The 22,644-nt window shown below is 67.7% G+C and carries 11 protein-coding genes and 1 pseudogene; 10 read left to right on the top strand and 2 right to left on the bottom strand.

Translation table 11 applies throughout. From position 1 onward, the window contains the following. The 10 genes from QM841_RS15410 (at position 1) to QM841_RS15455 (ending at position 18,105) form a co-directional block, all read left to right on the top strand. Positions 1 to 1,920, top strand: a complete 1,920-nt coding sequence (locus tag QM841_RS15410; protein WP_283332850.1) for an arabinofuranosyltransferase AftB family protein — start codon at positions 1 to 3, stop codon at positions 1,918 to 1,920. 337 nt (positions 1,921 to 2,257) lie between these two features. Next, positions 2,258 to 3,268, top strand: coding sequence for an alpha/beta hydrolase (locus QM841_RS15415; RefSeq protein ID WP_283332640.1), 1,011 nt, complete (start codon positions 2,258 to 2,260; stop codon positions 3,266 to 3,268). A gap of 285 nt (positions 3,269 to 3,553) precedes the next feature. Beyond that, a complete protein-coding gene (locus tag QM841_RS15420; protein WP_280781876.1) occupies positions 3,554 to 4,549 on the top strand; it encodes an alpha/beta hydrolase in 996 nt (331 codons plus the stop codon). A gap of 131 nt (positions 4,550 to 4,680) precedes the next feature. Continuing rightward, a complete protein-coding gene (locus QM841_RS15425) occupies positions 4,681 to 6,567 on the top strand; it encodes an alpha/beta hydrolase-fold protein (RefSeq protein ID WP_283332642.1) in 1,887 nt (628 codons plus the stop codon). Between the two features lie 126 nt (positions 6,568 to 6,693). Continuing rightward, entirely contained in the window at positions 6,694 to 7,269 is a 576-nt protein-coding gene (locus tag QM841_RS15430) for a DUF732 domain-containing protein (RefSeq protein WP_005260437.1), read from the top strand. Between the two features lie 6 nt (positions 7,270 to 7,275). Further along, positions 7,276 to 8,256, top strand: a complete 981-nt coding sequence (locus QM841_RS15435; protein ID WP_005260436.1) for a cutinase family protein — start codon at positions 7,276 to 7,278, stop codon at positions 8,254 to 8,256. 194 nt (positions 8,257 to 8,450) lie between these two features. After that, positions 8,451 to 9,440, top strand: a complete 990-nt coding sequence (locus QM841_RS15440; protein WP_005248835.1) for an LLM class F420-dependent oxidoreductase — start codon at positions 8,451 to 8,453, stop codon at positions 9,438 to 9,440. Between the two features lie 187 nt (positions 9,441 to 9,627). Continuing rightward, complete coding sequence (gene fadD32, locus QM841_RS15445; protein ID WP_025431657.1) at positions 9,628 to 11,523, top strand: long-chain-fatty-acid--AMP ligase FadD32; 1,896 nt, start codon at positions 9,628 to 9,630, stop codon at positions 11,521 to 11,523. A gap of 73 nt (positions 11,524 to 11,596) precedes the next feature. Then, positions 11,597 to 16,564 (top strand): polyketide synthase Pks13, encoded by a 4,968-nt coding sequence (gene pks13, locus QM841_RS15450; protein ID WP_283332851.1) that lies wholly within the window; start codon positions 11,597 to 11,599, stop codon positions 16,562 to 16,564. Beyond that, positions 16,561 to 18,105, top strand: coding sequence for an acyl-CoA carboxylase subunit beta (locus tag QM841_RS15455; protein WP_283332643.1), 1,545 nt, complete (start codon positions 16,561 to 16,563; stop codon positions 18,103 to 18,105). Before pks13 ends, QM841_RS15455 begins: the two co-directional genes overlap by 4 nt. 5 nt (positions 18,106 to 18,110) lie before the next feature. Here QM841_RS15455 and QM841_RS15460 read toward each other — a convergent pair. Continuing rightward, a pseudogene (locus tag QM841_RS15460) lies at positions 18,111 to 19,086 on the bottom strand (hypothetical protein). 219 nt (positions 19,087 to 19,305) lie between these two features. Next, positions 19,306 to 22,629, bottom strand: a complete 3,324-nt coding sequence (locus QM841_RS15465; protein WP_280781872.1) for an arabinosyltransferase domain-containing protein — start codon at positions 22,627 to 22,629, stop codon at positions 19,306 to 19,308. Positions 22,630 to 22,644 lie beyond the last annotated feature (15 nt).

Raw genomic sequence — 22,644 nt, forward strand, 5'->3', positions numbered from 1 at the left:
TTGGTAGGAGGCGCCGAGGACTCGGACGCCGCCGCGGAGCGGACCACCGAACGCCACCGGAAGGCCATCCTCTCGAGGGTGGTCTTCCTCGGGGGTGTGGCCGTCTCGGCTCTCCTGATGTTCTGGGGTGCCTGGGAACGGCGATGGATTGCCGACGACGGCCTGATCGTGCTGCGCACGGTCCGCAACCTCCTCGCAGGCAACGGTCCGGTCTTCAACTCGGGCGAGCGTGTCGAGGCCAACACCAGCACCGCGTGGACGTACATCGTCTACGCGTTCGGCTGGCTCTCCCAGGCCCGGCTCGAATACGTCGTCCTGACGATCGCGCTGATCCTGTCCACGGCGGCGATCGTGCTCGCCATGTTCGGCACCGCGCGCCTGTACCGCGGTGGGTCCTTCGCCGGCGGCGGCACGCTGTTCCTGATGCCCGCCGGTGTGCTCGTCTACATCGCGGTGCCCCCGGCCCGCGACTTCGCGACGTCGGGTCTCGAAAGCTGCCTCGTCATCTTCTGGATCGCGCTGATCTGGCTGCTGCTGGTCCGATGGAGTCAGGCGACCACCCCGTCCACCACCTCGGTGCTCGTGCTCTCATTCGTCGCGGGCATGGGGCCCCTCGTGCGCCCCGAGCTGGCGATCCTGGGTGTGCTGTCGCTGGCGATGATCTTCCTCGCGCCCGGTCTCACCTGGGTGGTGCGCGTGGCGATGGTGTTCGTCGCCGGCATCGTTCCGGTGGGCTATCAGATCTGGCGCATGGGTTACTACGCCCTCCCGTACCCGAACACCGCGGTGTCGAAGGACGCCGGCGGCGCCAAGTGGGCGCAGGGTTTCGCCTACCTCTGGAATCTGCTCGGCCCGTACCTGCTGTGGCTGCCGCTGGTCTTCCTTTTCGCCGGCGCCGTGATCGCCTGGCGGGGCCGGGACAAGTCCATCGAAGATGGTGTTCGTCACACCGAGGGGAATCGGCTGACGCGTCTGCGCGGATGGCTGCGGACGCAGAATGCCGTCGTCGTCTTCATTCTCGCGAGCGGGCTGATCCTCGGTCTGTACTCGTTGCGCGTCGGCGGCGACTTCATGCACGGCCGCGTTCTTCTCCCCGTTCTGTTCTGTTTCATCGTTCCCGTCGCCGTAATTCCGGTGCGAATTCCGGACCGGGCCGCGTGGGGGCGTAATAGGGAATCGTCGATTTTCCTAGCAATGGCTTCTCTGTGGGTCGGCACCGTCGTGTGGGCATTCTTCGCGTCGAACACGACGGGAATGCCGGAGGGCGTCGTTATCGGACGGTCCGGAATTGTCGACGAACGCGCCTTCTACGTTCTCAACACCGGTCATGCGCACCCGATTCGCGCGGACGATTATCTGGACTACCCGCGGATGCGCGCCATGGTCCAGACCATCTCGGACACCCCCGACGGCGGCCTGCTCATCCCGTCCGCCGATTACACGTACTGGTTCGTCGTTCCTCCGCCCCTTCCGATCCCGGACGGCGGCGCAGGCCACACCGTGTACTTCCTGAACCTGGGCATGACGAGCATGAACGTCGGACTCGACGTGCGGGTGCTGGACCAGATGGGTCTCGCCTACCCGCTCGCGGCGCACACCGAGCGGTTGGACGACGGCCGTATCGGGCACGACAAGGCCCTTTACCCCGACTGGGTCGTGGTGGACACGGGAATGATCGACAAGCACCCGTGGATGCCCGGATTCCTCGACGAGGAATGGGTGACCGAGGCGCGGGTCGCGCTCACGTGCCCCGAGACGCAGGACCTGCTGACGTCGTACCGGTCGGAACTGACGTGGCCGCGATTCAAGCAGAATTTCAAGGATGCGCTGCATTTCGCGAGTTATCGATTCGAGCGAGTGCCCGCATATGAAATTCAGCGGTGCAATCTCGAGCCGCCGTTCCCGGAACCGGCCAAATAGGGCGAACCGGGCGGGGCGGGTGTCACCGGGGCGTCCCGGGTAGATCTCGATGTCGGAACATCAGATCTCGTTTGTGTAACGCGGGAACTGTCGGCGACGATGTACGTCAATGATGAGTCATCGTGACGGTGGTCTGGAAGTTCCTCGAAAAGCGCTCCGTGAGCGTTTGTCAGGGAAGTTCGTGTGACATACAGTCCACCGAGCGCAGTGTGACTTGGAAGAGGTCCGCTGCCGACCCGGCTTCAACGCCCGGGCCGGCAGGTCGCCTGTTCCCCGACGGAATCCGCCGGAGCCGCCCAGTGGCGGAGTCCGCAGACGAAGAGAGTGAGCAGTATTCATGCGTTTTGCCAGACCGAGGTTGTCTCAGCGCCTCAAGCAGCGTGCGATGGCCATCGGAGCCGTCGCACTGGTACTGCCTATGGGCGCAGGAATCGCTGGTGGAGCCGTCGCCGCAGCAGCACCGACGCACGCGGGTCCCGCCAAGACCGCGCCGGCCGGTGGCTACGAGGAACTGTGGGTTCCCTCTTCCATGGGACCGATCAAGGTCCAGGTCCAGTGGGCAGCCCGCGGCGGTAGCGCCGCCCTGTACCTGCTCGACGGACTGCGCGCCCGCAACGACCGCAACGCGTGGAGCTTCGAGACCAACGCGTTCGACCAGTACCGCAACGACAACGTGACCCTGGTCATGCCCGTCGGTGGCGAGTCCAGCTTCTACTCCGACTGGTACTCGGCGAGCAACTTCAACGGCCAGCCCGTCACGTACAAGTGGGAGACGTTCCTGACGCAGGAACTGCCCGACTTCCTGGCCAACTACGGCGTCTCGCGCACGAACAACGCCGTCCTCGGCCTGTCGATGGGTGGCAGTGCCGCCCTGACCCTCGCCGCGTACCACCGCGACCAGTTCAAGTTCGCCGGTTCGCTGTCCGGCTACCTGAACATCTCGGCTCCCGGCATGCGTGAGGCGATCCGCGTCGCGATGCTCGACGCCGGCCGCTTCAACGTCGACGCGATGTGGGGCCCGCCGTGGAACCCGGCGTGGCTGCGTAACGACCCGTTCGTGTTCGCGCCGCGTCTGAACGGCCTGTCGATGTTCATCTCGGCTGCCAGCGGTCTGCCCGGTGAGTTCGACCACCCGCGCGCTCCGATCGACTACTACAACACCGCCAACGGCATGGGCCTCGAGGCTCTCGCCCTGGCCAACACCCGCGCATTCCAGGTGCGTCTGGCCACCCTCGGTGTCCCGGCCACCTTCGACTTCCCCGCCAACGGCACGCACTCGTGGCCGTACTGGGGTTCGGAGCTGTTCAAGGCGCGCGGCCAGATCCTGGACACACTGGGCGCCTGGTGATCTGACACCACCCTCGTGACGAATGCCGCCCCGCCTCACCGGCGGGGCGGCACTCGTGCGCTCTGGAGTGCATGTGCCCGGACCGGGAACGTGAGGGAAAACCCAGGATTCCCTTCCCCGGGAGTGCACAACGGAACGTTTTGTCAGTAAGGTGATCCCGTCGAGACGCCACCCGCGCAGCGAGCGCTGCGCGGGTGGCGTCTGTACGTGAGATTTTCACGAGAGTTATCGAGAGGTTGCCGCGGCCGCGGCGCGAGACGGATCAAGCGGAGGGAAGACGAGTTCATGCGAGTTGGGGGTTCGACGAGAACAAGCGGATGGGCCAGGCGTACCGCCGCCGCGATTGCTCTGGCGGTCGCACTGCCGCTGGGCGTGACCATGGTGGGCGGCGGCGCAACGGCATCCGCAGCCTTCGACCCCGCCGCGCAGGACTTCTGGGTCGATTCCGCCATGGGACCGATCAAGAGCCGCATCTGGCGTGCCGCCGACGGCAACACCAACCGGGTCGTCTACCTGCTCGACGGTCTGCGCGCGCAGGACGACCTGAGCGGCTGGGAGGTCAACACCGACGCGGGCCCGTTCCTCGCGTCGCAGAACATCAACGTCGTCCAGCCGGTCGGCGGACAGTCCAGCTTCTACTCCGACTGGATTTCGAACTCGAACCTCAACGGCCAGAAGACCCCGTACAAGTGGGAGACGTTCCTCACTCAGGAACTTCGCGACGCACTGGCGAACCGCCTCGGGTTCCAGTCCACCCGTAACGGCGTCATCGGCCTGTCGATGGGTGGCAGCGCCGCCCTGACCCTCGCCGCCTACCACCCCGAGCAGTTCAACTACGCGGGCTCGCTGTCCGGCTACCTGAACATCTCGGCTCCCGGCATGCGTGAGGCGATCCGCATCGCGATGCTCGACGCCGGCCGCTACAACGTCGACTCGATGTGGGGCCCGCCGTGGAACCCGGCGTGGCTGCGCAACGACCCGTTCGTGTTCGCGAACAAGCTTCGCGACAACAACACCCGCCTGTGGGTGTCGGCCGCCAACGGCATCCCCGCCCCCGGCGGAGCCGCACCGACCGGATTCATGGACGTCTTCAACGCGAGCACCGGCGCGAGCCTCGAGGCGCTGTCGCTGGCGAACACCCGTGCCTTCCAGGTCAAGATGGCGACCCTCGGCGCGAAGAACGTCACCTACAGCTTCCCGCCCCGCGGCATCCACACGTGGCGTTACTGGCAGCAGCAGATCCACGATCTGGCCGGCGACCTCGGCAACACGATCGGGTAGCTCGGAAGTAACAATTGCACCAGCTGTAACAGCGCGGCACTCCCACTCGTCTGTCGTTTGCGTGTAGAAAGAACCGGAACGCGAGGCCGTGCTCCGTGTTGGCCTCGACGCGCAGAGAGAGAGTGAACGTCATGCGAGTAGGCCTGTTCAAGGCAGAACGTCAGCGTTCGTCGGCCGGAAATGTTCGAAGGCGGACGCTGGCCTCGCTTGCCGCTGTGCTCGTGGTGCCGGTGGCGGTCGGGTTCACCCAGACCGCCACCGTCTCGGCTGCGCCCGCCGCCGCGCACGCTCCGGTGGCCACACAGGCCCCGGGCGGCGCGACGATCCATCACGTCGACTGGCTCACCGACCGTCGCGTGGCGATCTGGATCAACTCCCCGTCGATGGGCGTGCCGATCCAGGTGCAGATGCTGCTTGCGCGCGACTGGAACTCGAAGCCCACCGAGAAGTTCCCGTCCGTCTACATGCTCGACGGACTCCGCGCGCAGGACAACGAGAACGGCTGGACGCTCGAGACCGACGCCGAATCGTTCTTCGCCGACAAGAACATCAACGTCGTCCTCCCGGTCGGCGGCCAGTCCAGCTTCTACTCCGACTGGGTGGCCCAGGACAACGGTCAGAACTACCAGTGGGAGACGTTCCTCACGAAGGAACTGCCCCCGATCCTCGAAAGCGACTGGCGCACCACGCAGACCCGCGGCGTCATCGGACTCTCGATGGGCGGCACCTCCGCGATGTTCCTCGCGGCCCGCAACCAGGGATTCTTCACGTTCGCCGCGTCGCTGTCGGGCATGCTCACCACCACCGCGCTCGGCATGCCGCAGGCCGTCGCGTACGCGATGAGCGACGCGGGCGGATTCGACGCGGACGCGATGTGGGGTCCCCCGACCAGTTCGGCGTGGGAGGAACACGACCCCTACCTGCTGGCCGACAAGCTCAAGGGCGTCAGCCTGTACATCTCCAGCGGTAGCGGAACCACGGGCCCGTACGACCAGCCCTCCGGAATCCCCGGCGTCAGCACCAATTACGCGGGCATGGGCCTCGAGATCTTGTCGCGGCTCACGTCCCAGACCTTCGCGACCAAGCTCAACAAGCTGGGCATCCCCGCCCAGGTCAACTACCGGCCGTCCGGCACGCACTCATGGCCGTACTGGCAGTTCGAGCTCCACCAGCTGTGGCCGCAGCTCGCCAGCGCCGTCGACGTCGAACCCGACAAGCCGGTATGCACCACAGGCGGTTCCATCGCCGGGGTCGCCGGCGCGAACCCGTGGATCGGCGACTGCCTCACCCCCGAGTACAGCCTCGCAGGCGGCACGGTCCAGGACTTCCGCAACGGCCGGATCTTCGCCAAGTCCGACACCGGCGCGCAGCCGGTGGCCGGCGCCATCGGCGGCGTCTACCAGGCGACCGGTGGTCCGGGTGGGCCGCTCGGCTACCCGACGACGCCCGAACTGGCCACCCCCGACGGTCGCGGTCGCTTCAACCACTTCGAGCACGGGTCCGTCTACTGGTCGCCGCAGACCGGGGCGCACGCCGTCCGCGGCGCGATCCGCGACGAGTGGGCACGTCAGGGCTGGGAGGGCGGACCGCTCGGATACCCGGTGGCCGAGGAAGTTCCGACGCCAGGCAAGGACGGCGCGGTGCAGGGCTTCGAGATCGGCGCCATGTACTTCAGTCCCGCGAACGGCACCCACCGCGTGCAGGGAATGATCATGGGCAAGTACGCCGAACTCGGTTACGAGGGCGGGTGGCTCGGATTCCCGAAGACCAGCGAGATCGCGGTCAAGGACGGCGGCCGGTTCAACCAGTTCGAGGGCGGCAACATCTACTGGAGTCCGCTGTCGGGTGCGTGGGCCGTCGAGAACGGACCGATCTTCGACGCCTGGAAGAGCGCCGGCTACGAGGGCGGCCGACTCGGCTTCCCGATCAGCGACAAATTCGCCATCCCCGGCGGAGTTCAGCAGAACTTCCAGACCGGTTACGTCACAGTGATCGACAACAAGGCCGAGATTCACTGATGGCCGGACCGCACTAGAAATCTCACGCGCAGCGGGCGGGGCGGGGTCCAGCGGACCCGGCTTCCGCCCGATCTGCGTCTGTACCCTGTCGAGAGACAACGACTTGGAAAGCAAGGACGGAAATAGATGCCGCAGCACTCACGTATCAGCACCACCTTCCGACGGGCGATCGCCGTAGGCGCGCTCGCCGTCGCAGCGAGCGGATTGTTGGTCGGGTGCGGCAGCGACGATTCCACGGCGACGTCGAACCCGTCCACCAGCGCCGCGACGTCGGCTGCGGCGTCCAGTTCCGCCGAGAGTTCGGCGTCCGCCGCGCCCAGCGCGAGCGCCTCGGCTTCGGCCTCCGCGCCGGTGACGAGCCCGGGTGAGGCGGCGACCGCGCCGCCGCAGCAGCCCGAGGAAGTTCCGGGCGATTTCCCCGGCCCCGCCGAGGTCCCGGTCAGCGCCGAAGGCCAGAAGTTCCTCGACGCGCTGAAGAGCAAGGGCATCGAGCCGGCCGCTGACGGCACCATGGCCGTGAGCACCGCCGACTTCATCTGCCAGGCCAAGGCCGAAGGCAAGAGCGACGCCGAAGCGATGGTGTTCGTCACAGCGATGGTCGGCACCGAGGCGTCGGCTGCGGGTCAGGAACTGACCCAGGAGCAGGCGACGGCCAACGCACAGACCTACATGGATGTCGCCCACGCGACGTACTGCAAGTAGACGCCGATGTCGTTGACCGGGCGCGGAACGCGGAAGAAGAAGAGCAGCCTCCTGCGCAAGCTGATGGTGCTGATCGTGATCCTGTTGGTGATTCTCGTCGCAGTGATCGCGCTCTGGTATCTCCTCGCAGGGCGGCTGCCCAAGCCGATCCCGACCCCGCCCGGTCCCGAGCGTCCCAACGCCCAGCCGGCCAGCTGCCCCGACGTCCAGGTGGTGGTCGTCCCGGGCACGTGGGAGTCCAGCGCCGTCGACGACCCGTACAACCCGACGGCCAACCCGGCGTCGCTGATGCTCAACGTGTCGCGGCCGCTGCAGGAGCAGTTCGAGCCGTCGCGCGCCGATGTGTACACGGTTCCGTACGTCGCACAGTTCTCCAACCCGGTCGCCTTCCCGCCGGACGGGCAGCAGTCGTACAACAACAGCCGCGGCGCGGGCACGGCCGCCACCAACGACATCCTGATCCGTCGTCATGCCGAGTGCCCGCTGACCAGCTTCCTGCTCACCGGATTCTCCCAGGGCGCGGTCATCGCCGGCGACGTCGCGTCGAGTATCGGCGCAGGTGACGGTCCTGTTCCGGCGGATCTCGTACTGGGTGTCGGGCTCATCGCCGACGGTCGCCGCGACCCGGCCGCCGCCACGAATATTGGGCAGCCGGTCGCCGGTGTCGGAGCCGAACTGTCGCTGGCCGGTCTGCAGATCCCCGGAATCACGATGACCGGTCCCCGCCCCGGCGGTTTCGGTGATCTCACCGACCGGGCCGTCGAGATCTGCGCCCCGTCGGACGGAATCTGTGACGCCCCAGCGCAGGCGTTGAAACCGAGCAACTGGATCGGAAGCGGTCTGCGTCTGCTCGAGTACAACAACAACCCCGTCCACGCGCTGTACAACTCGTACGTCGTCGACGACTCCGGCACCACGGCCACGCAGTGGATCGCCGGTTGGGCTGCCGAGAAGATCGAAGCCGCTCCGACCCCGGCACACAGTTGATTTTGTGGCGGATGGGTTCACCGTGGTCGGTGAGCCGTGAAACGTCCCAAACAGATAGGCGAGACGCGTACTGGCCGGTAGTGTGCGTTTCTCGGCACCGGTAGAGTGCTGCACTGTTGCGGCATCACCGGTGCCCGACCCCACCGATGTTCACGTCCTGAAACGCGGGCGTTTCACCACAGGAGAAGCTATTCATGAGTTCCGACGCCAGCTCGTTGCGTAAGTTCCGATTCGCAGCAGGCGGAGAGGGCAACGCGGACGAGGGCGGCGCGCGTCGGTTCGTCAAGCTCGCGCAGAAGGCCGAGGAACTCGGGTTCGACAGCTTCATGATCCCCGACCACCTGGGTAACCAGGTGGGACCGATCGCCGCTCTGGGTGCACTCGCGATCGCCACGGACAAGATCCGGCTCGGCACCGCCGTCCTCGCGAACGGGTTCCGGCACCCGGCGATCCTCGCCAAGGACGCCGCCACCATCGACGTCCTGTCGGGTGGTCGCCTCGAACTCGGCATCGGCGCAGGCTGGATGAAGGAAGAGTTCGACAAGGGCGGCATCGACTACGAGCGCCCGGGCATCCGGATCGCCAAGCTCGAGGAGACCCTGCAGATCCTCGACGTGCTGCTGCGCGGCCAGGAGTGCAACTTCGACGGCAAGTACTACCAGATCAAGGGCCTGACGGGCAGCCCGCGACCGCGGCAGGGCCCGCGTCCCCCGATCGCCGTCGGCGGCGGCGGCCCCAAGATGCTGGCGCTCGCGGCCAAGTACGCCGACATCATCTCCGTGGCGACGCCGACCAGCAAGGAAGGCAAGCTCCTGCTCTCGGGTGTCACGCTCGAGAAGACGATGGAGCGCGTCGACCGGATCCGGGAGGCTGCCGGCGACCGGTTCGACGACATCGAACTGAACTGGACGATCACCACCATCGTCATCACCGACGACCGTGAGCAGACCGCCGAGATGGCGCTCGCCGCACTCGATCAGGGCTTCCCGCCGAACATCGAGGTCGACACCAAACTGTCCGTCGAAGACATCCTGAGCTCGCCGTATCTCGCGATCGGAAGCTTCGAGGAGATCGCCGATCAGATACGTATGGTGCGAGAAAAGACGACAATGTCTTACGTCGGTGTGTTCCCCACACAGATGGATGCGTTCGCGCCGATCATCTCGCAACTGAAGGGCGAGTAGACGCAGCGTACCGAGGGCGGCGATGCCAATCTGTAACATATCGATGGTTTGGAATCGATGAACTTATTCGGGTGAGTGGCGTGTTACGTCATTCCCCACGAGTTGTACAAGATCCGATTCGGCGAAGGAAGTCTGGGGCGCAGTCATGCCGGTGGCATGCCTGTGTGATCGCTTCGGAGGAGATGGAATGAACGCGAAGTTCGATGATTTTATCGACGAGAAGGGCCATATCAGGCTCGACTCGGGAAGCACGCTGGTCGACTACGTCCAGCGGCACACCCGGGAGAACTCGGACGAGCTGGCATACCGCTACATCGACTATTCGCGGGACAGAGACGGCGAAGCACAGGAGCTGACCTGGGAACAGTTCGGCCACCGCCTGCGCGCCGTCGCGGCTCGCCTCCAGCAGGTCACCAAGCCCGGCGACCGTGTCGCAGTCCTGGCGCCGCAGGGTCTCGACTACGTCATCTCCTTCTTCGCCGCCATCCACGCCGGAACGATTTCGGTGCCGCTGTTCGACCCCGACGAACCCGGCCACACCGACCGTCTGCACGCCGTCCTCGGTGACTGCACGCCCGCCGCCATCCTCACGGCCACCTCCTCCGCCGCGGGTGTTCGACAGTTCTTCCGGTCCCTCCCCGCCGCCCAGCGCCCCCGCATCATCGCCGTCGACGCCATCCCCGACAGCGTCGGCGAGTCCTGGGTGCGCCCCGAGATCGATCTCGACGACATCGCGTACCTGCAGTACACGTCCGGTTCCACCCGTGTGCCCGCCGGTGTGGAGATCACGCACCGCGCCGTCGGCACCAACGCGCTGCAGATGGTCGACTCCATCGAGCTCACCGAGAACTCGCGCGGCGTCACGTGGCTGCCGCTGTTCCACGACATGGGTCTGCTGACCGTCATCCTGCCCGCCCTGGGCGGCAAGTACATCACCATCATGAGCCCGCGCGCGTTCGTGCAGCGGCCGTACCGGTGGATCAAGGAACTGGCAGCGGTCTCCGACGGTGCGGGCACGTTCGCGGCCGCACCCAACTTCGCGTTCGAGCACGCGGCCGCCCGCGGTCTGCCGAAGAACGGTGAGAGCCTCGACCTGAGCAACGTGATCGGTCTCATCAACGGCAGCGAGCCGGTCACCACGTCGTCGATGCGCAAGTTCAACGAGGCGTTCGCGCCGTACGGCCTGCCGAAGACGGCGATCAAGCCCTCGTACGGGATGGCCGAGGCCACCCTGTTCGTGTCCTCCACCCGGCACTCGGACGAGGCCCGCGTCATCTACGTCGACCGCGACGAGCTCAACGCCGGTCGCGTCGTGAAGGTGGACCAGGACGCCGAGAACGCCATCCCGCAGGTGTCGTGCGGCTACGTCGCCCGCAGCCAGTGGGCCGCCATCGTCGACCCGGAGTCGCGGATCGAGCAGCCCGACGACCGGGTCGGAGAGATCTGGCTGCACGGCGAGAACATCGGGATCGGCTACTGGGGTCGCACCGACGAGACCGCCGAGACGTTCCACAACAAGCTCACCAACCGGCTCGCCGAGGGCAGCCACGCGGAGGGCACGCCCGAGGACGCCAACTGGATGCGGACCGGCGACTACGGCGTCTACATCGACGGCGAGCTGTTCATCACGGGCCGCGTCAAGGACCTCGTGATCGTCGACGGCCGCAACCACTACCCGCAGGACCTCGAGTACTCGGCGCAGGAGGCGAGCACCGCGCTCCGCCCCGGCTTCGTCGCCGCATTCGCGGTCCCGGCCAACCAGCTGCCCGCCGTCGTGTTCGAGAACACACATTCGGGTCTGAACTATGACGCGGGCGACTCCTCAGAGCAGCTCGTGATCGTCGCCGAGCGCGCACCGGGTGCGGGCAAGGCCGACCCCCAGCCGATCGCCGACACGGTGCGGGCGGCGTTGTCGAGCAGGCACGGGGTCACCGCGCGCGACATCCTGCTGGTGCCCGCGGGCTCGATTCCTCGTACGTCGAGCGGCAAGATCGCCCGCCGCGCGTGCAAGGCGAGCTACATCGAAGGCACCCTGCGCGGCGGATACACGCAGACGGCCTTCCCCGATAGCGTTTCCGAATAGTCCACTTCCTGACGGGTAGCTTGGTGAGTTGATGGCTGAAAAAGATGATGACCGGACCAGCAGCACAGGTGACATGACGGTCGCGCAGCTGCGCGAGTGGCTGCGTAACTGGATTGCCGACGCAACCGGGCAACCGGTCGGTCAGATCACCGACGACCGTCCGATGGAAGAGTTCGGTCTGTCGTCTCGCGACGCCGTCGCGCTCAGCGGCGAGATCGAGGAACTGGTCGGCGTCACGCTCACCGCGACCGTCGCCTACCAGCACCCCACCATCGCGTCGCTGGCCACCCGCATCATCGAGGGCGAACCCGAGCAGCTCGACGACTCCGCGGACGCCGCGTACTACGCGTCGGCGCCGACGTCGGATGCGCACGACATCGCGATCGTGGGCTTGGCCTCCCGTTTCCCCGGCGCGGGTAAGACTCCTGCCGAGATGTGGCAGATGCTCGCGGAGGGCCGCGATGGCATCTCCGACCTGCCCGAGGGTCGCTGGGAGGAGTTCACCTCCGACCCGCAGATCAAGGCGGCCGTCGAGAAGGCCAACACGCAGGGTGGCTACCTCGACGACGTGAAGACCTTCGATGCGGAGTTCTTCGCGATGTCCCCGCTGGAGGTCGCGAACGTCGACCCGCAGCAGCGCCTCGCGATGGAACTGACGTGGGAGGCACTCGAGCACGCTCGCATCCCGGCCAGCGACCTCAAGGGTGAGCAGGTCGGTGTGTTCATCGGCAGCTCGGCCAACGACTACCAGCTGCTCGCGGTCAGCGACCCCGTCCACGCGCACCCGTATGCGCTGACCGGTACGTCGACGTCGATCGTCGCCAACCGGGTTTCCTACTTCTACGACTTCCGCGGGCCGTCCATCGCCCTCGACACGGCGTGCTCGTCGTCGCTCGTCGCGGTGCACCAGGCGGTGCGCTCGCTGCGGTCCGGTGAGTCGGATCTCGCGCTCGCCGGCGGCGTGAACATGCTCGTGGCGCCGCCCGCCACGCTGGGCTTCGACCAGCTGGGTGTGATGGCCCCCAACGGCCGCATCAAGGCGTTCTCCTCCGACGCCGACGGCATGATTCGCGCCGAGGGCGGCGGTCTCGTGGTCCTGAAGCGTCTCGAGGACGCGGAGCGGGACGGCGACGAGATCCTCGCCGTCATCGCCGGCAGCGCGGTCAACCAGGACGGCCGCTCCAACGGTCTCGCGGCGCCGAATCCGGATGCGCAGGCCGACGTCCTGCGTCACGCCTACCGGGACGCGGGCATCAACCCGGCCGGCGTCGACTACATCGAGGCGCACGGCACCGGCACCATCCTCGGCGACCCCATCGAGGCGGATGCGCTCGGACGCGTCGTGGGGCGTGGACGCGCCGACGACCAGCCCGCGCTGCTCGGCTCTGCCAAGACCAACTTCGGTCACCTCGAGGCAGCCGCAGGCGCCGCAGGCCTGATCAAGGTCGTGCTGTCGATGCAGGAAGACACCCTGCCGCCGACGCTGAACTTCGCCGGACCCAACCCGTACATCGCGTTCGACAAGGCGCACCTGCAGGTCATTCCCGAGGGTGCGGCGTGGCCGCGCTACACGGGCACGGCCGTCGCCGGTGTGTCCGGCTTCGGGTTCGGTGGCACCAACGCGCACGTCGTCGTGCGTGAGTACACCGGGCCTGCCGCCGACGACGCGGCCGAGGTCACCGAGCCCGCTGTTCCCGCCGAGGAATCGGTGGCCGAGGCCGTCGAGCCGACGGTCGTTCTCGCGGTGTCGGGTGCGCTGCCGTCGCGTCGTCGCCGTGCCGCCGCGGATCTGGCCGACTGGCTGGAGACCGAAGAGGGCAGCACCACTCCGCTCGCCGACGTCGCGCGCTCTCTCGCCCGCCGCAACCACGGACGCTCGCGTGCCGTCGTCCTGGCGAAGACTCGCTCCGAGGCCGTCACCGGGCTCCGCGCCATCGCCGCCGGAAAGCCGGGGCAGGGTGTGTTCTCGGCGGATTCGCCGTCGTCGAAGGGCGCCGTCTGGGTCCTGTCGGGCTTCGGTTCGCAGCACCGCAAGATGGCCAAGCAGCTCTACCTGGAGAACCCGGTCTTCGCGGCCGCCATCGACGAGGTCGACGCGCTGATCGAGGACGAGGCCGGCTACTCCATGAAGGAGAAGTTCCTCGACGACGCGATCGACTACGACGTCGAGACCTCCCAGGTCGGCATCTTCACCATCCAGATCGGTCTGGCGGCCCTGCTGCGTCACCACGGCGCCGAGCCCGAGGCCGTGGTCGGACACTCGATGGGTGAGGCTGCTGCCGCGTACATCTCGGGTGGTCTGCCGCTCGAGGACGCGGTGCGGGTCATCTGCGCCCGGTCCCGCCTCATGGGTGAGGCCGAGGCCACGCTCGAGGGCGACGACATCCGCCTGATGGCGCTCGTCGAGTACAGCGCGTCCGAGATCGAGACCGTCCTCACCGACTTCCCGCACCTCGAGGTCTGCGTGTACGCGGCCCCGACGCACACCGTGATCGGTGGCCCCGAGCCTGAGGTCAACGCCATCGTCGCGCGCGCCGAGGGCGAGGAGAAGATGGCCCGCGTCCTCAAGACGAAGGGCGCCAGCCACACCTCCCAGGTCGATCCACTGCTGGGTGAGTTGGCCGCGGAACTGGCGGGCATCGAGCCGACCAAGCTGAAGCTGGGCGTGTACTCGTCGGTCGACCAGGACACGTACTACCGCGCCGGCCACGAGCCGATCCACCGCGAGGAGTACTGGACCAAGGGTCTGCGCCACAGCGTGTACTTCACCAACGCCGTCCGCCTCGCCGTGGGCAGCGGGCACACCACGTTCGTGGAGCTGGCGCCCAACCCGGTGGCCCTGATGTCCGTCGCCGCCACCGCGTTCGACGCCGGTCTGCACGACATGCAGCTCATCCAGACGCTCAAGCGCAAGGAGGACGAGCCGCTCGGTGTCCTCGCCGCGCTCGCGCAGCTGTACGTGCACGGGCACGCCGTCGACCTGTCGTCGCTGCTCCCCGAGGGCGACTTCGCGTCCGTTCCGCGCACCGCGTGGATCCGGAAGCCGTACTGGGTGGAGACCCGCATCGATTCCAGCGGCAACACCCGCGTCCCCGGTGCGCACGTGTCGCTGCCCGACGGCCGCCACGTGTGGGAGGTCCAGGCCGGCGCGGTCACCGACCTGCCCGCATTGGTCACCGCCGCCGCGTCGCAGGTGCTGTCGGACGTGACGCTCGCCGCGTCCGTTCTGCACGCCCACGCTCCGGCGGAGGGAACGCTCACCACCACGCTCAACCCGCATCCGGGTGGCGCGTCGCTGCAGGTGCACGCGAAGAGCGGCCCGAGTTTCACGCTGCTGTTCGATGCCGCCGTCACGTCCGGTGAGGCGCTTCCCGAACCCGTCGTCGCGCCGCCGGTGCAGTCGACCTCCCCGGTGGAGGAGCTGCCCGAGGTCGTCGAGGATGTCGGCGAGAAGTGGGACCCCAACGGTTCGCAGACCCTCGAAGACCGTCTGGCGCTGATCGTCGCCGAGTCCATGGGCTACGCCCCGGAAGACCTGCCCGCCGAGATCCCGCTCATCGAGTTGGGCCTCGACTCGCTGATGGCCGTCCGCATCAAGAACCGCGTCGAGTACGAGTTCGACATCCCGCAGCTGCAGCTTCAGGCGGTCCGCGACGCGAATCTGATGGAGGTCGGCAAGTACCTGCGCTACGCGGTCGAGAACCGCGAAGAGGTGCAGGCGCTGGCGGACAAGCAGAAGGCCGAGAAGGAGGCGGAGGAGGCCGCGGAGGCCGACCGTGACTTGGAGGCCGACCGTGAATCGGAGGCTTCCGGCTCCCCGCTCGACGCCGAGGACACGTCCGTGGAGGCCGAGGCCGAGGCGATCCTCGCCACTACCCCGGTGCCGGCGACGGCCGCGGCTCCCGAGACGGCCCCCGTGGACAGCAAGGAGGCGTTCGCCGACGCGACCGGTTCCGACGTTCCGCCGCGCGATGCCGCCGAGCGTCTGACGTTCGCCACGTGGGCCGTCGTCACCGGCGAGTCCGCCAAGGGCATCTTCAACACGCTGCCGATCCTGAACGACGAGACGGCCGAGAAGCTGGCGGCGCGGTTGTCGGAACGCGCGAACGGTGAAATCACGTTCGACGACGTCCTCGACTCCACCACCATCGAGGAACTGGCTAACGTGGTGCGTGGATTCCTCGAGGATTCCGGCAAGATCGACGGGCTGGTCCGCGCGCTGCGGCCTCGCCCGGAAGGATCCGACGCCGTCCCCGTGTTCGTGTTCCACCCGGCCGGTGGTTCGACCGTCGCGTACGAGCCGCTGCTGAAGCGTCTGCCCGAGGGCACGCCGATGTACGGGTTCGAGCGCACCGAGGGTCCGATCGAGGTCCGGGCGGCGGAGTACCTGCCGCTGATCCGCGAGATCCAGGGTGACGGACCGTACGTGCTGTACGGCTGGTCGCTGGGCGGTGTGCTGGCCTACGCGGTGGCGAAGCTGCTGCGTGAGTCGGGCGCCGACGTCCGGATCGTCGGCCTGATCGACACGGTCATGGCCGGTGAGAAGGTCGAGGACACCCCGGACGAGATCCGTAAGCGCTGGCAGCGGTACGCCGCGTTCGCGAAGAAGACGTACAACGTGGACTACCCGCTGCCGTACGACAAACTCGCCGCGGCAGAGAGCGACGAAGAGCAGATCAAGATCCTGACGGAACTGCTCAAGCTGAGTGGCACGAAGATTCCGGGCGGAATCATCGAGCACCAGCGCACGTCGTGGCTCGACAACCGGGCCATCCAGACCGCCGAGCTCGAGCAGTACGACGGCGACGTCGTCCTGTACATGGCCGACCGCTACCACGACGACGTGATGAACCTGGAGCCCGCGTTCAAGACCCGGAAGCCGGACGGCGGCTGGGGCGACGCGGTGAAGAACCTGGAGATCATCCACGTGGGCGGCGATCACATCCAGATCGTCGACGAGCCGTACATCGCGAAGGTCGGTGCCGACCTCACCAAGAAGCTGGCGGCGATCCAGGCCGCCGGAACCGGAGCGCATCAGTGACCACCACCACCGCAGAGAAGCTTGCCGAACTGCGCGAAAAGCTTGAAACGGCAAAGGAACCCGCGGGCGAACGGGCTATCGCCAAGCGCGCGAAGAAGGGCATCCCGAGCGCGCGCGAACGCATCGACATGCTGCTCGACCCGGGAAGTTTCATCGAGGTCGGCGGCCTGATGCGCCAGCCCGGTGATCCGGGTGCCCTGTACAGCGACGGCGTGGTCACCGGCCACGGAACCGTCGAGGGACGCCCGGTCGCGGTGTTCTCGCACGATCAGACCGTGTTCGGCGGTTCCGTCGGCGAGATGTTCGGCCGCAAGGTCGCCGCGATCATGGAGTTCGCCGCCAAGATCGGCTGCCCCTGCGTCGGCATCAACGACTCCGGTGGAGCGCGGGTGCAGGATGCGGTGACGTCGCTGGCCTGGTACGCGGAGCTCGGCCGTCGGCAGGAACCGCTGTCGGGTATGTGCCCACAGATCTCGATGATCCTCGGCAAGTGCGCGGGCGGTGCGGTGTACGCGCCGATCAACACCGACGTCCTGGTGGCCACCGAGGAGTCGTACATGTTCGTCACCGGACCCGACGTGGTCCGGAAGATCACCGGCGAGGACGTCAGTCTCGAAGAACTCGGCGGCGCCCGGAACCAGGCCCAGTACGGCAACCTGCACCATGTGGCGGCCGACGAGAAGGCCGCGTTCGAGTGGGTGCGCAAGTACCTCAGCTTCCTGCCGTCGAGTTGCATGGAGAAGCCGCCGGTGGTCAACCCGGGTCTGGAACCGGAGATCACGGACTCCGACCGCGACCTCGACACGTTCATCCCGGACGCCGACAACGCCGGCTACGACATGCACGACATCCTGCTGCGGATATTCGACGACGGTGAGTTCCACGAGATCGGCGGGCAGGTGGCGCTGAACATCATCACCGGCTTCGCCCGCGTGGACGGGCGCACGGTCGGCGTGATCGCCAACCAGCCGCTGGTCGCGGCGGGCGCGCTGGACGCCCAGGCCTCGGACAAGGCCGCGCATTTCATCCGCATCTGCGACGCCTTCGACATCCCGCTGGTGTTCGCGGTCGACACGCCCGGGTTCCTTCCCGGCCTCGAACAGGAGCGGATCGGCGTCATCAAGCGTGGCGGCCGGTTCATCTTCGCGTTCGTGACGGCGACGGTCCCGAAGGTGACCGTCGTGATCCGCAAGGCGTACGGCGGCGCGTACGCCGTCATGGGCTCGAAGCAGCTGGGCGCCGACATCAACTTCGCGTGGCCGACCGCCCGCATCGCGGTGATGGGCGCGGAGGGTGCTGTCGACCTCATCGGGCGCAGGCAGATCGAGGCCGCGGGTGAGAACGCTCCCGCCGTCCGCAGGCAGCTGATCAACTTCTACAACGAGAACATCGCGACGCCGTACATCGCGGCGGAGCGTGGCTACATCGACGCCGTCATCGAGCCCGCCACCACCCGGCTCGAGATTCGCAAGGCGCTGACGATGCTGCGCGACAAGAAGGTGCAGCGCAACCCGCGCAAGCACGATCTGATGCCTCTGTAGGTGACTCATGCCGACCGCAGCTTCGGTTCGGTGTGGACCGAACACCGGCGGCCGCGGGCGCGACGCCGCGAGCGTGTGCGCCGCGCGGAGGTCCGCGAGCACCGTCGCCGGGTCGGCCTGAATCTGCTTCGGCAGGTGCGTCACGACGATGATGCCCTCGCGCTGCATGCGCGCCCGCCGCCTCATCGTCGCCTCGTGGAGTTCGGGCGAGAAGTGGTACTTCAGCGAGTCGATCTCCCAGGCGACGGCGACATCGTCCAGCCAGCCGTCGGGACGTGCGATCCACAGCCCGGCAGCGGACAGGACGTCCACGTTGTGCCGCATCGGCGGAAGACCACTCGTCGCATACACCTTCTGCGCGTGGACCTCGGCGACGGAATGCGCGTCGTCGCTCAGTTCACGCAGGACCGCGCGGGGCAGGCGGCTTCCGCGGTCGCTGCCGTGCGCGAGTTCACGAACGAGTTCGTCGACGGTCACGTCGCCGCGCTGGATGCCGCCGGCGAGGAGCGCCCGGCAGCTGTCGGCCTGAAGCGTGCGACGTCCGGCGTCCAGGAGGCTGCGCGCCGGGGGAGCGAGGCGCAGGAGCCCCCGGTGGACCGGTGAGGGCATGCGCCACGTCCGCTCGACCTTCACGTACGCCCAGTCCCGACGGTGCCGGGTGGACGGGATGAGCAGCAGCACGTCGTTCCGGGCCGCCGACGACGTGTAGCCGAACGCGGCGAGCGCGGCGTGACCCGACAGCAGCGCGTCCGGACCGCCGTATTCGAGCGCCGCCAGATTGCGCTGCAGCGTCGTCGGCGGCCCGTTGTGCAGCAGGACTACGCCGGGGAGGATCCGCTGCCAGGGACCGCCGTCGGTGCAGCGTGCGGAGATGGTGCCCTTCGCGACCCCCAGCCGTTCCAGGGTGGCCGCGCGGATCACACCGCCGCGGCTGACGGCGGCTATCCCAGAGAGATCTTCGGCCCAGGTTCCTCGTCGCATGGGTCCGAGCATGCCGCGGGCGAATCGGACCGTCGCCGGAAAGCGCACGTCGGAAATTGCCCTGTGGATGGACGGAAGGTTGTGGACAACTCCGCGGGCGGCGGAGCTGTCTCGCCGTTTCGGACCGCCCGGCGCGGCGCCCGATGTGACATTCGTTCAGTCAGAGTGAACGCGTGTGACATCGGGCGTCGCAAGCAGGGCAGGCGCAGGCAGGCAGGTCTAGGGGCTGCTGTACACCCGCAGGGTGCCCGGCTTCCACAGTCCGGATCGGGTGGCGGTCTCGGTGTCGACCGTGGCCGCGGTGGCGTCCGGGTAATACCGGTCGAAGCGCTCGAGGGAGCCCCAGTCGCGGCCCCAGTCGTCCCGCATGTAGGTGGGGATGGCCGTGGCGCTGGCGAGCAGTTCGGTGAAGCCGAGGGGGCCACCGTTCTCCGGGGACTGCCAGGTGTCGGTCGAGCTGACGGCCAGCGGGCGGTCGGGGAGGATGCGGTAGTTCGGCATCTCCGCGACACCGTACTGGTGGTCGAACGGACGCTGGCACGGGAACTGCAGCCCGACGGCCCAGTCCAGCAGCACCGGCTGTGAGCTGCCGATCGTCGAGTTGAGGGTCTCGAGCTTCGGAACCCGCGGCGGGGTGAAGGCCAGCCACTGGTCGCCGGTGAGGTTGGGATCGTTGGCGACGATCCGAACAGAGTCGGCGTCGGGGGACAGTTCGCTGATCGGGACGCGCAGGTTGCGCCACGACGGTGCGGGACCGATGTCCTTGGGCAGGTAGGTGCCCTGGGCCTGCACGGTGCCGTCGGGCTGACGCTTGCCGTATTCGAGGAGCAGTGACTGACCGTAGGTGAGGGCGCCGGTCGAGTCGACCGACCAGATGCGGCCCGCGGCGGACATGACGATCAGCGGGGCGTCGTCGCTGCGCTCGGGGAGTGCGTACCAGCTGGACGACAGCGTCGCCGGTTCCTGCACGCCTTCCTGGTAGCTGCCCATGACGGGTGTGGTGCCGGGGTCGAGTCCGAACGGCAGCTTGGCGGTACTGCCGTTGACGCCGACGTTGCCGGTGCCGCCGCTGGTTCCGGCGCTCGATCCGGTCTCGAAGCTGGGCCCGACGCTCTGGTTGTCGGTGTTGCCCATGCCCTGCTTGACCTCGACGTAGTCGGCGGTCAGGTCGGACGGCACCCCGTTGGGGGAGAAGCCGACGGGATCGGCTCCGCCGAGCGGGTCGGCGGGGTTCGCCAGCGGCTGCGCGGGATCGTTGATGGGTGTGAGGTTTCCGCCGTTGGTGTCGCCTTCGACGAGGACGTCCTCGGCGAGTCCGCACGTCTGCCCGGTGAGGGAGTCGAAGTTCGAGCGTGCCAGCGAGTACGCCGGGTACTGGGAGACGGCGCCCTTGAGGAGCGAGAGGACCTCGAACAGCACCATGATGCCGGCGATGACGGTGAGCGGGGCGGCCGCGAATTTCCTGATCCGCCTGCCCTTCTCGGTGTTGGCGCGGGCGGGTGGCGCCGCGAATCCCTCACGCAGGTACTGCCAGGCGGCCAGCGCGACGGCCAGCGCGAACAGGACGAGGAAGAACGTGTTGGACTGGCGGCCGCCGATGGAGACGGTCTTGTCGAACCACGGCACCCCGTAACTCGAGACGTACCAGTAGCCGTTGATGCCCGCGAACGTCAGGGCCAGCATGAGGAGCAGGCCGGCGAGGAAGATCGTGCGGTTGCGGCGCGACCGCAGCGCGGACGCCGACACCGCGACGGCGGTGAGTGCGGCCAGGGAACCGGCGATGCCCGCGTACGCCCCGAAGTGGTGGGTCCACTTGGTGGGGTTGAACATCATGAAGAAGATCGTGCCGAACACGACACCGAGCAGACGCCACGACGGGCCGGTGGCGGCGCCGGGAATCCGCTTGCGGCGCAACAGGATGAACAGCGTCGTCAGCAGGCACAGGATCATCGTCAGGAACGCGAAACGACGAGCCACGGAACCGTCGACGGTCGGGACGAAGAGGTAGTAGTAGCGCAGGAAGTCCTTGTACCACTCGAGGTTCGGGCCGATCAGGGTGCGGACCCGGGTGGCCTCCATCACCGCGGCGACGGTCTGGTCGGCGAACACGACCACCAGGACGATCGTGCCCGCGGCCGCGATCGGAGCCAGCAGTGGCAGTGTCCCCACCTGGCGGTGGCGCTTGACGACGATCCGGACGAGCGGACGTGCGCCGGCGAGCAGGGCGGCCACACACATCAGTCCCGTTGGGGCGGCCGCGAGCGTGAACGCGCCGATCAGGACGGCGACAGCCGCGGGGAGGAGACGTCCGGTCGCGATGGAACGCTCGATGGAGCACCACGTGAGCAGGGCGCCGAGCGCCACGATGGGCTCGGGCCGCAGCCCGTTGTTGTAGGGCAGCCAGAACGCGAGGAAGACGAGTCCGCCGGTCCAGAGCGCGACCTTGTTGCGCCGGACGGACCGGCCGAGGCGCGGAGCGACCTCCCGGCTGATCACCATCCAGCACAGGATGCCGGCGATGAGGGCGGGCAGTCGCATGAACGGGCTGGCCGTCGAGATCTTCGCCATCGCGGCCAGGACGTCGTAGTACCAGCCGAACGGCGCCTCGGGGACACCGAACCAGCGGAAGTAGTTGGCCATGTAGCCGGCGTGGTCGGAGACCCGGGCCATGGTGAGCAGGTAGCCGTCGTCGGACGTGTTGGCGCCGATGAAGTGCCACAGAACCAGCGTGCCCACGACGATCGTGTCGAGTCCGGTGAACTTCCACCAGTGCGACGGCAGGAAGTTGCGGTGCCCGCGCCCGTCCGTGCCGTCGAGGCGGCCGAGGGCGACCAGGGCGACGGCCGTGGCGAGGAGGGCCACGATCATGGCGACGAGCTTGATCAGCGTGGGGCTCGACGAGAACCGGGAGTCGACGTTCATCGTGAACGACAGGCCTGCCGGCGCCGCCCCGTCACGGAGGTCGCTGAACACGCCCACCACCTGCGGGCGGAGGTCGCCGGTGAGGGAACCGGCGATCGGGTCACCGGTCGGAGTGGTCAGACCCACGAATTCGGCGGACGTCGCGTCGATGTTCGACGTGATGCGGATCTCGGTGCAGGCGCCCGACTGCACCTGTTCGCGCGGCGCCGTCGCGATGGTGACATTGCGGTCGAGCACGTCGACGGACCTGTCCGATACCCGCACGAACATCGCATTCAGTGCCGCACCCTCGCCCTGTGCGGGGGCGGTGGCCAGCAGGATTCCGCCCTGCGGGGGGAGCCCGGCCACGGCGGAACACGGGATCGCCGCCGACAGGTCGACCGGGACCTGCGACATCAGCGGTGCCTCGAGGTCGCCGACGACGCCGTTCTCCGGCCAGTTCACCGCTGCGGTGGTCTGTTGCACCGGCATGAACGGGGTGGCCACTGCCAGCACGAACCCGATGAGTCCGGTGACGATGGCGATCAGACGAGCGGTCCGGTATTCACTCCGCCGGTCCTGGCGAGCAGGTGGCGAAGTGGATTCGGCGTCGGAGACGGAAGTTGTCAGAGCGTCGGGCACGGTTGTCGATGGTAT

It is taken from the genome of Rhodococcus sp. IEGM 1307 (genome assembly GCF_030056915.1).
In the GTDB taxonomy this organism is placed as follows: domain Bacteria; phylum Actinomycetota; class Actinomycetes; order Mycobacteriales; family Mycobacteriaceae; genus Rhodococcus_F; species Rhodococcus_F opacus_D.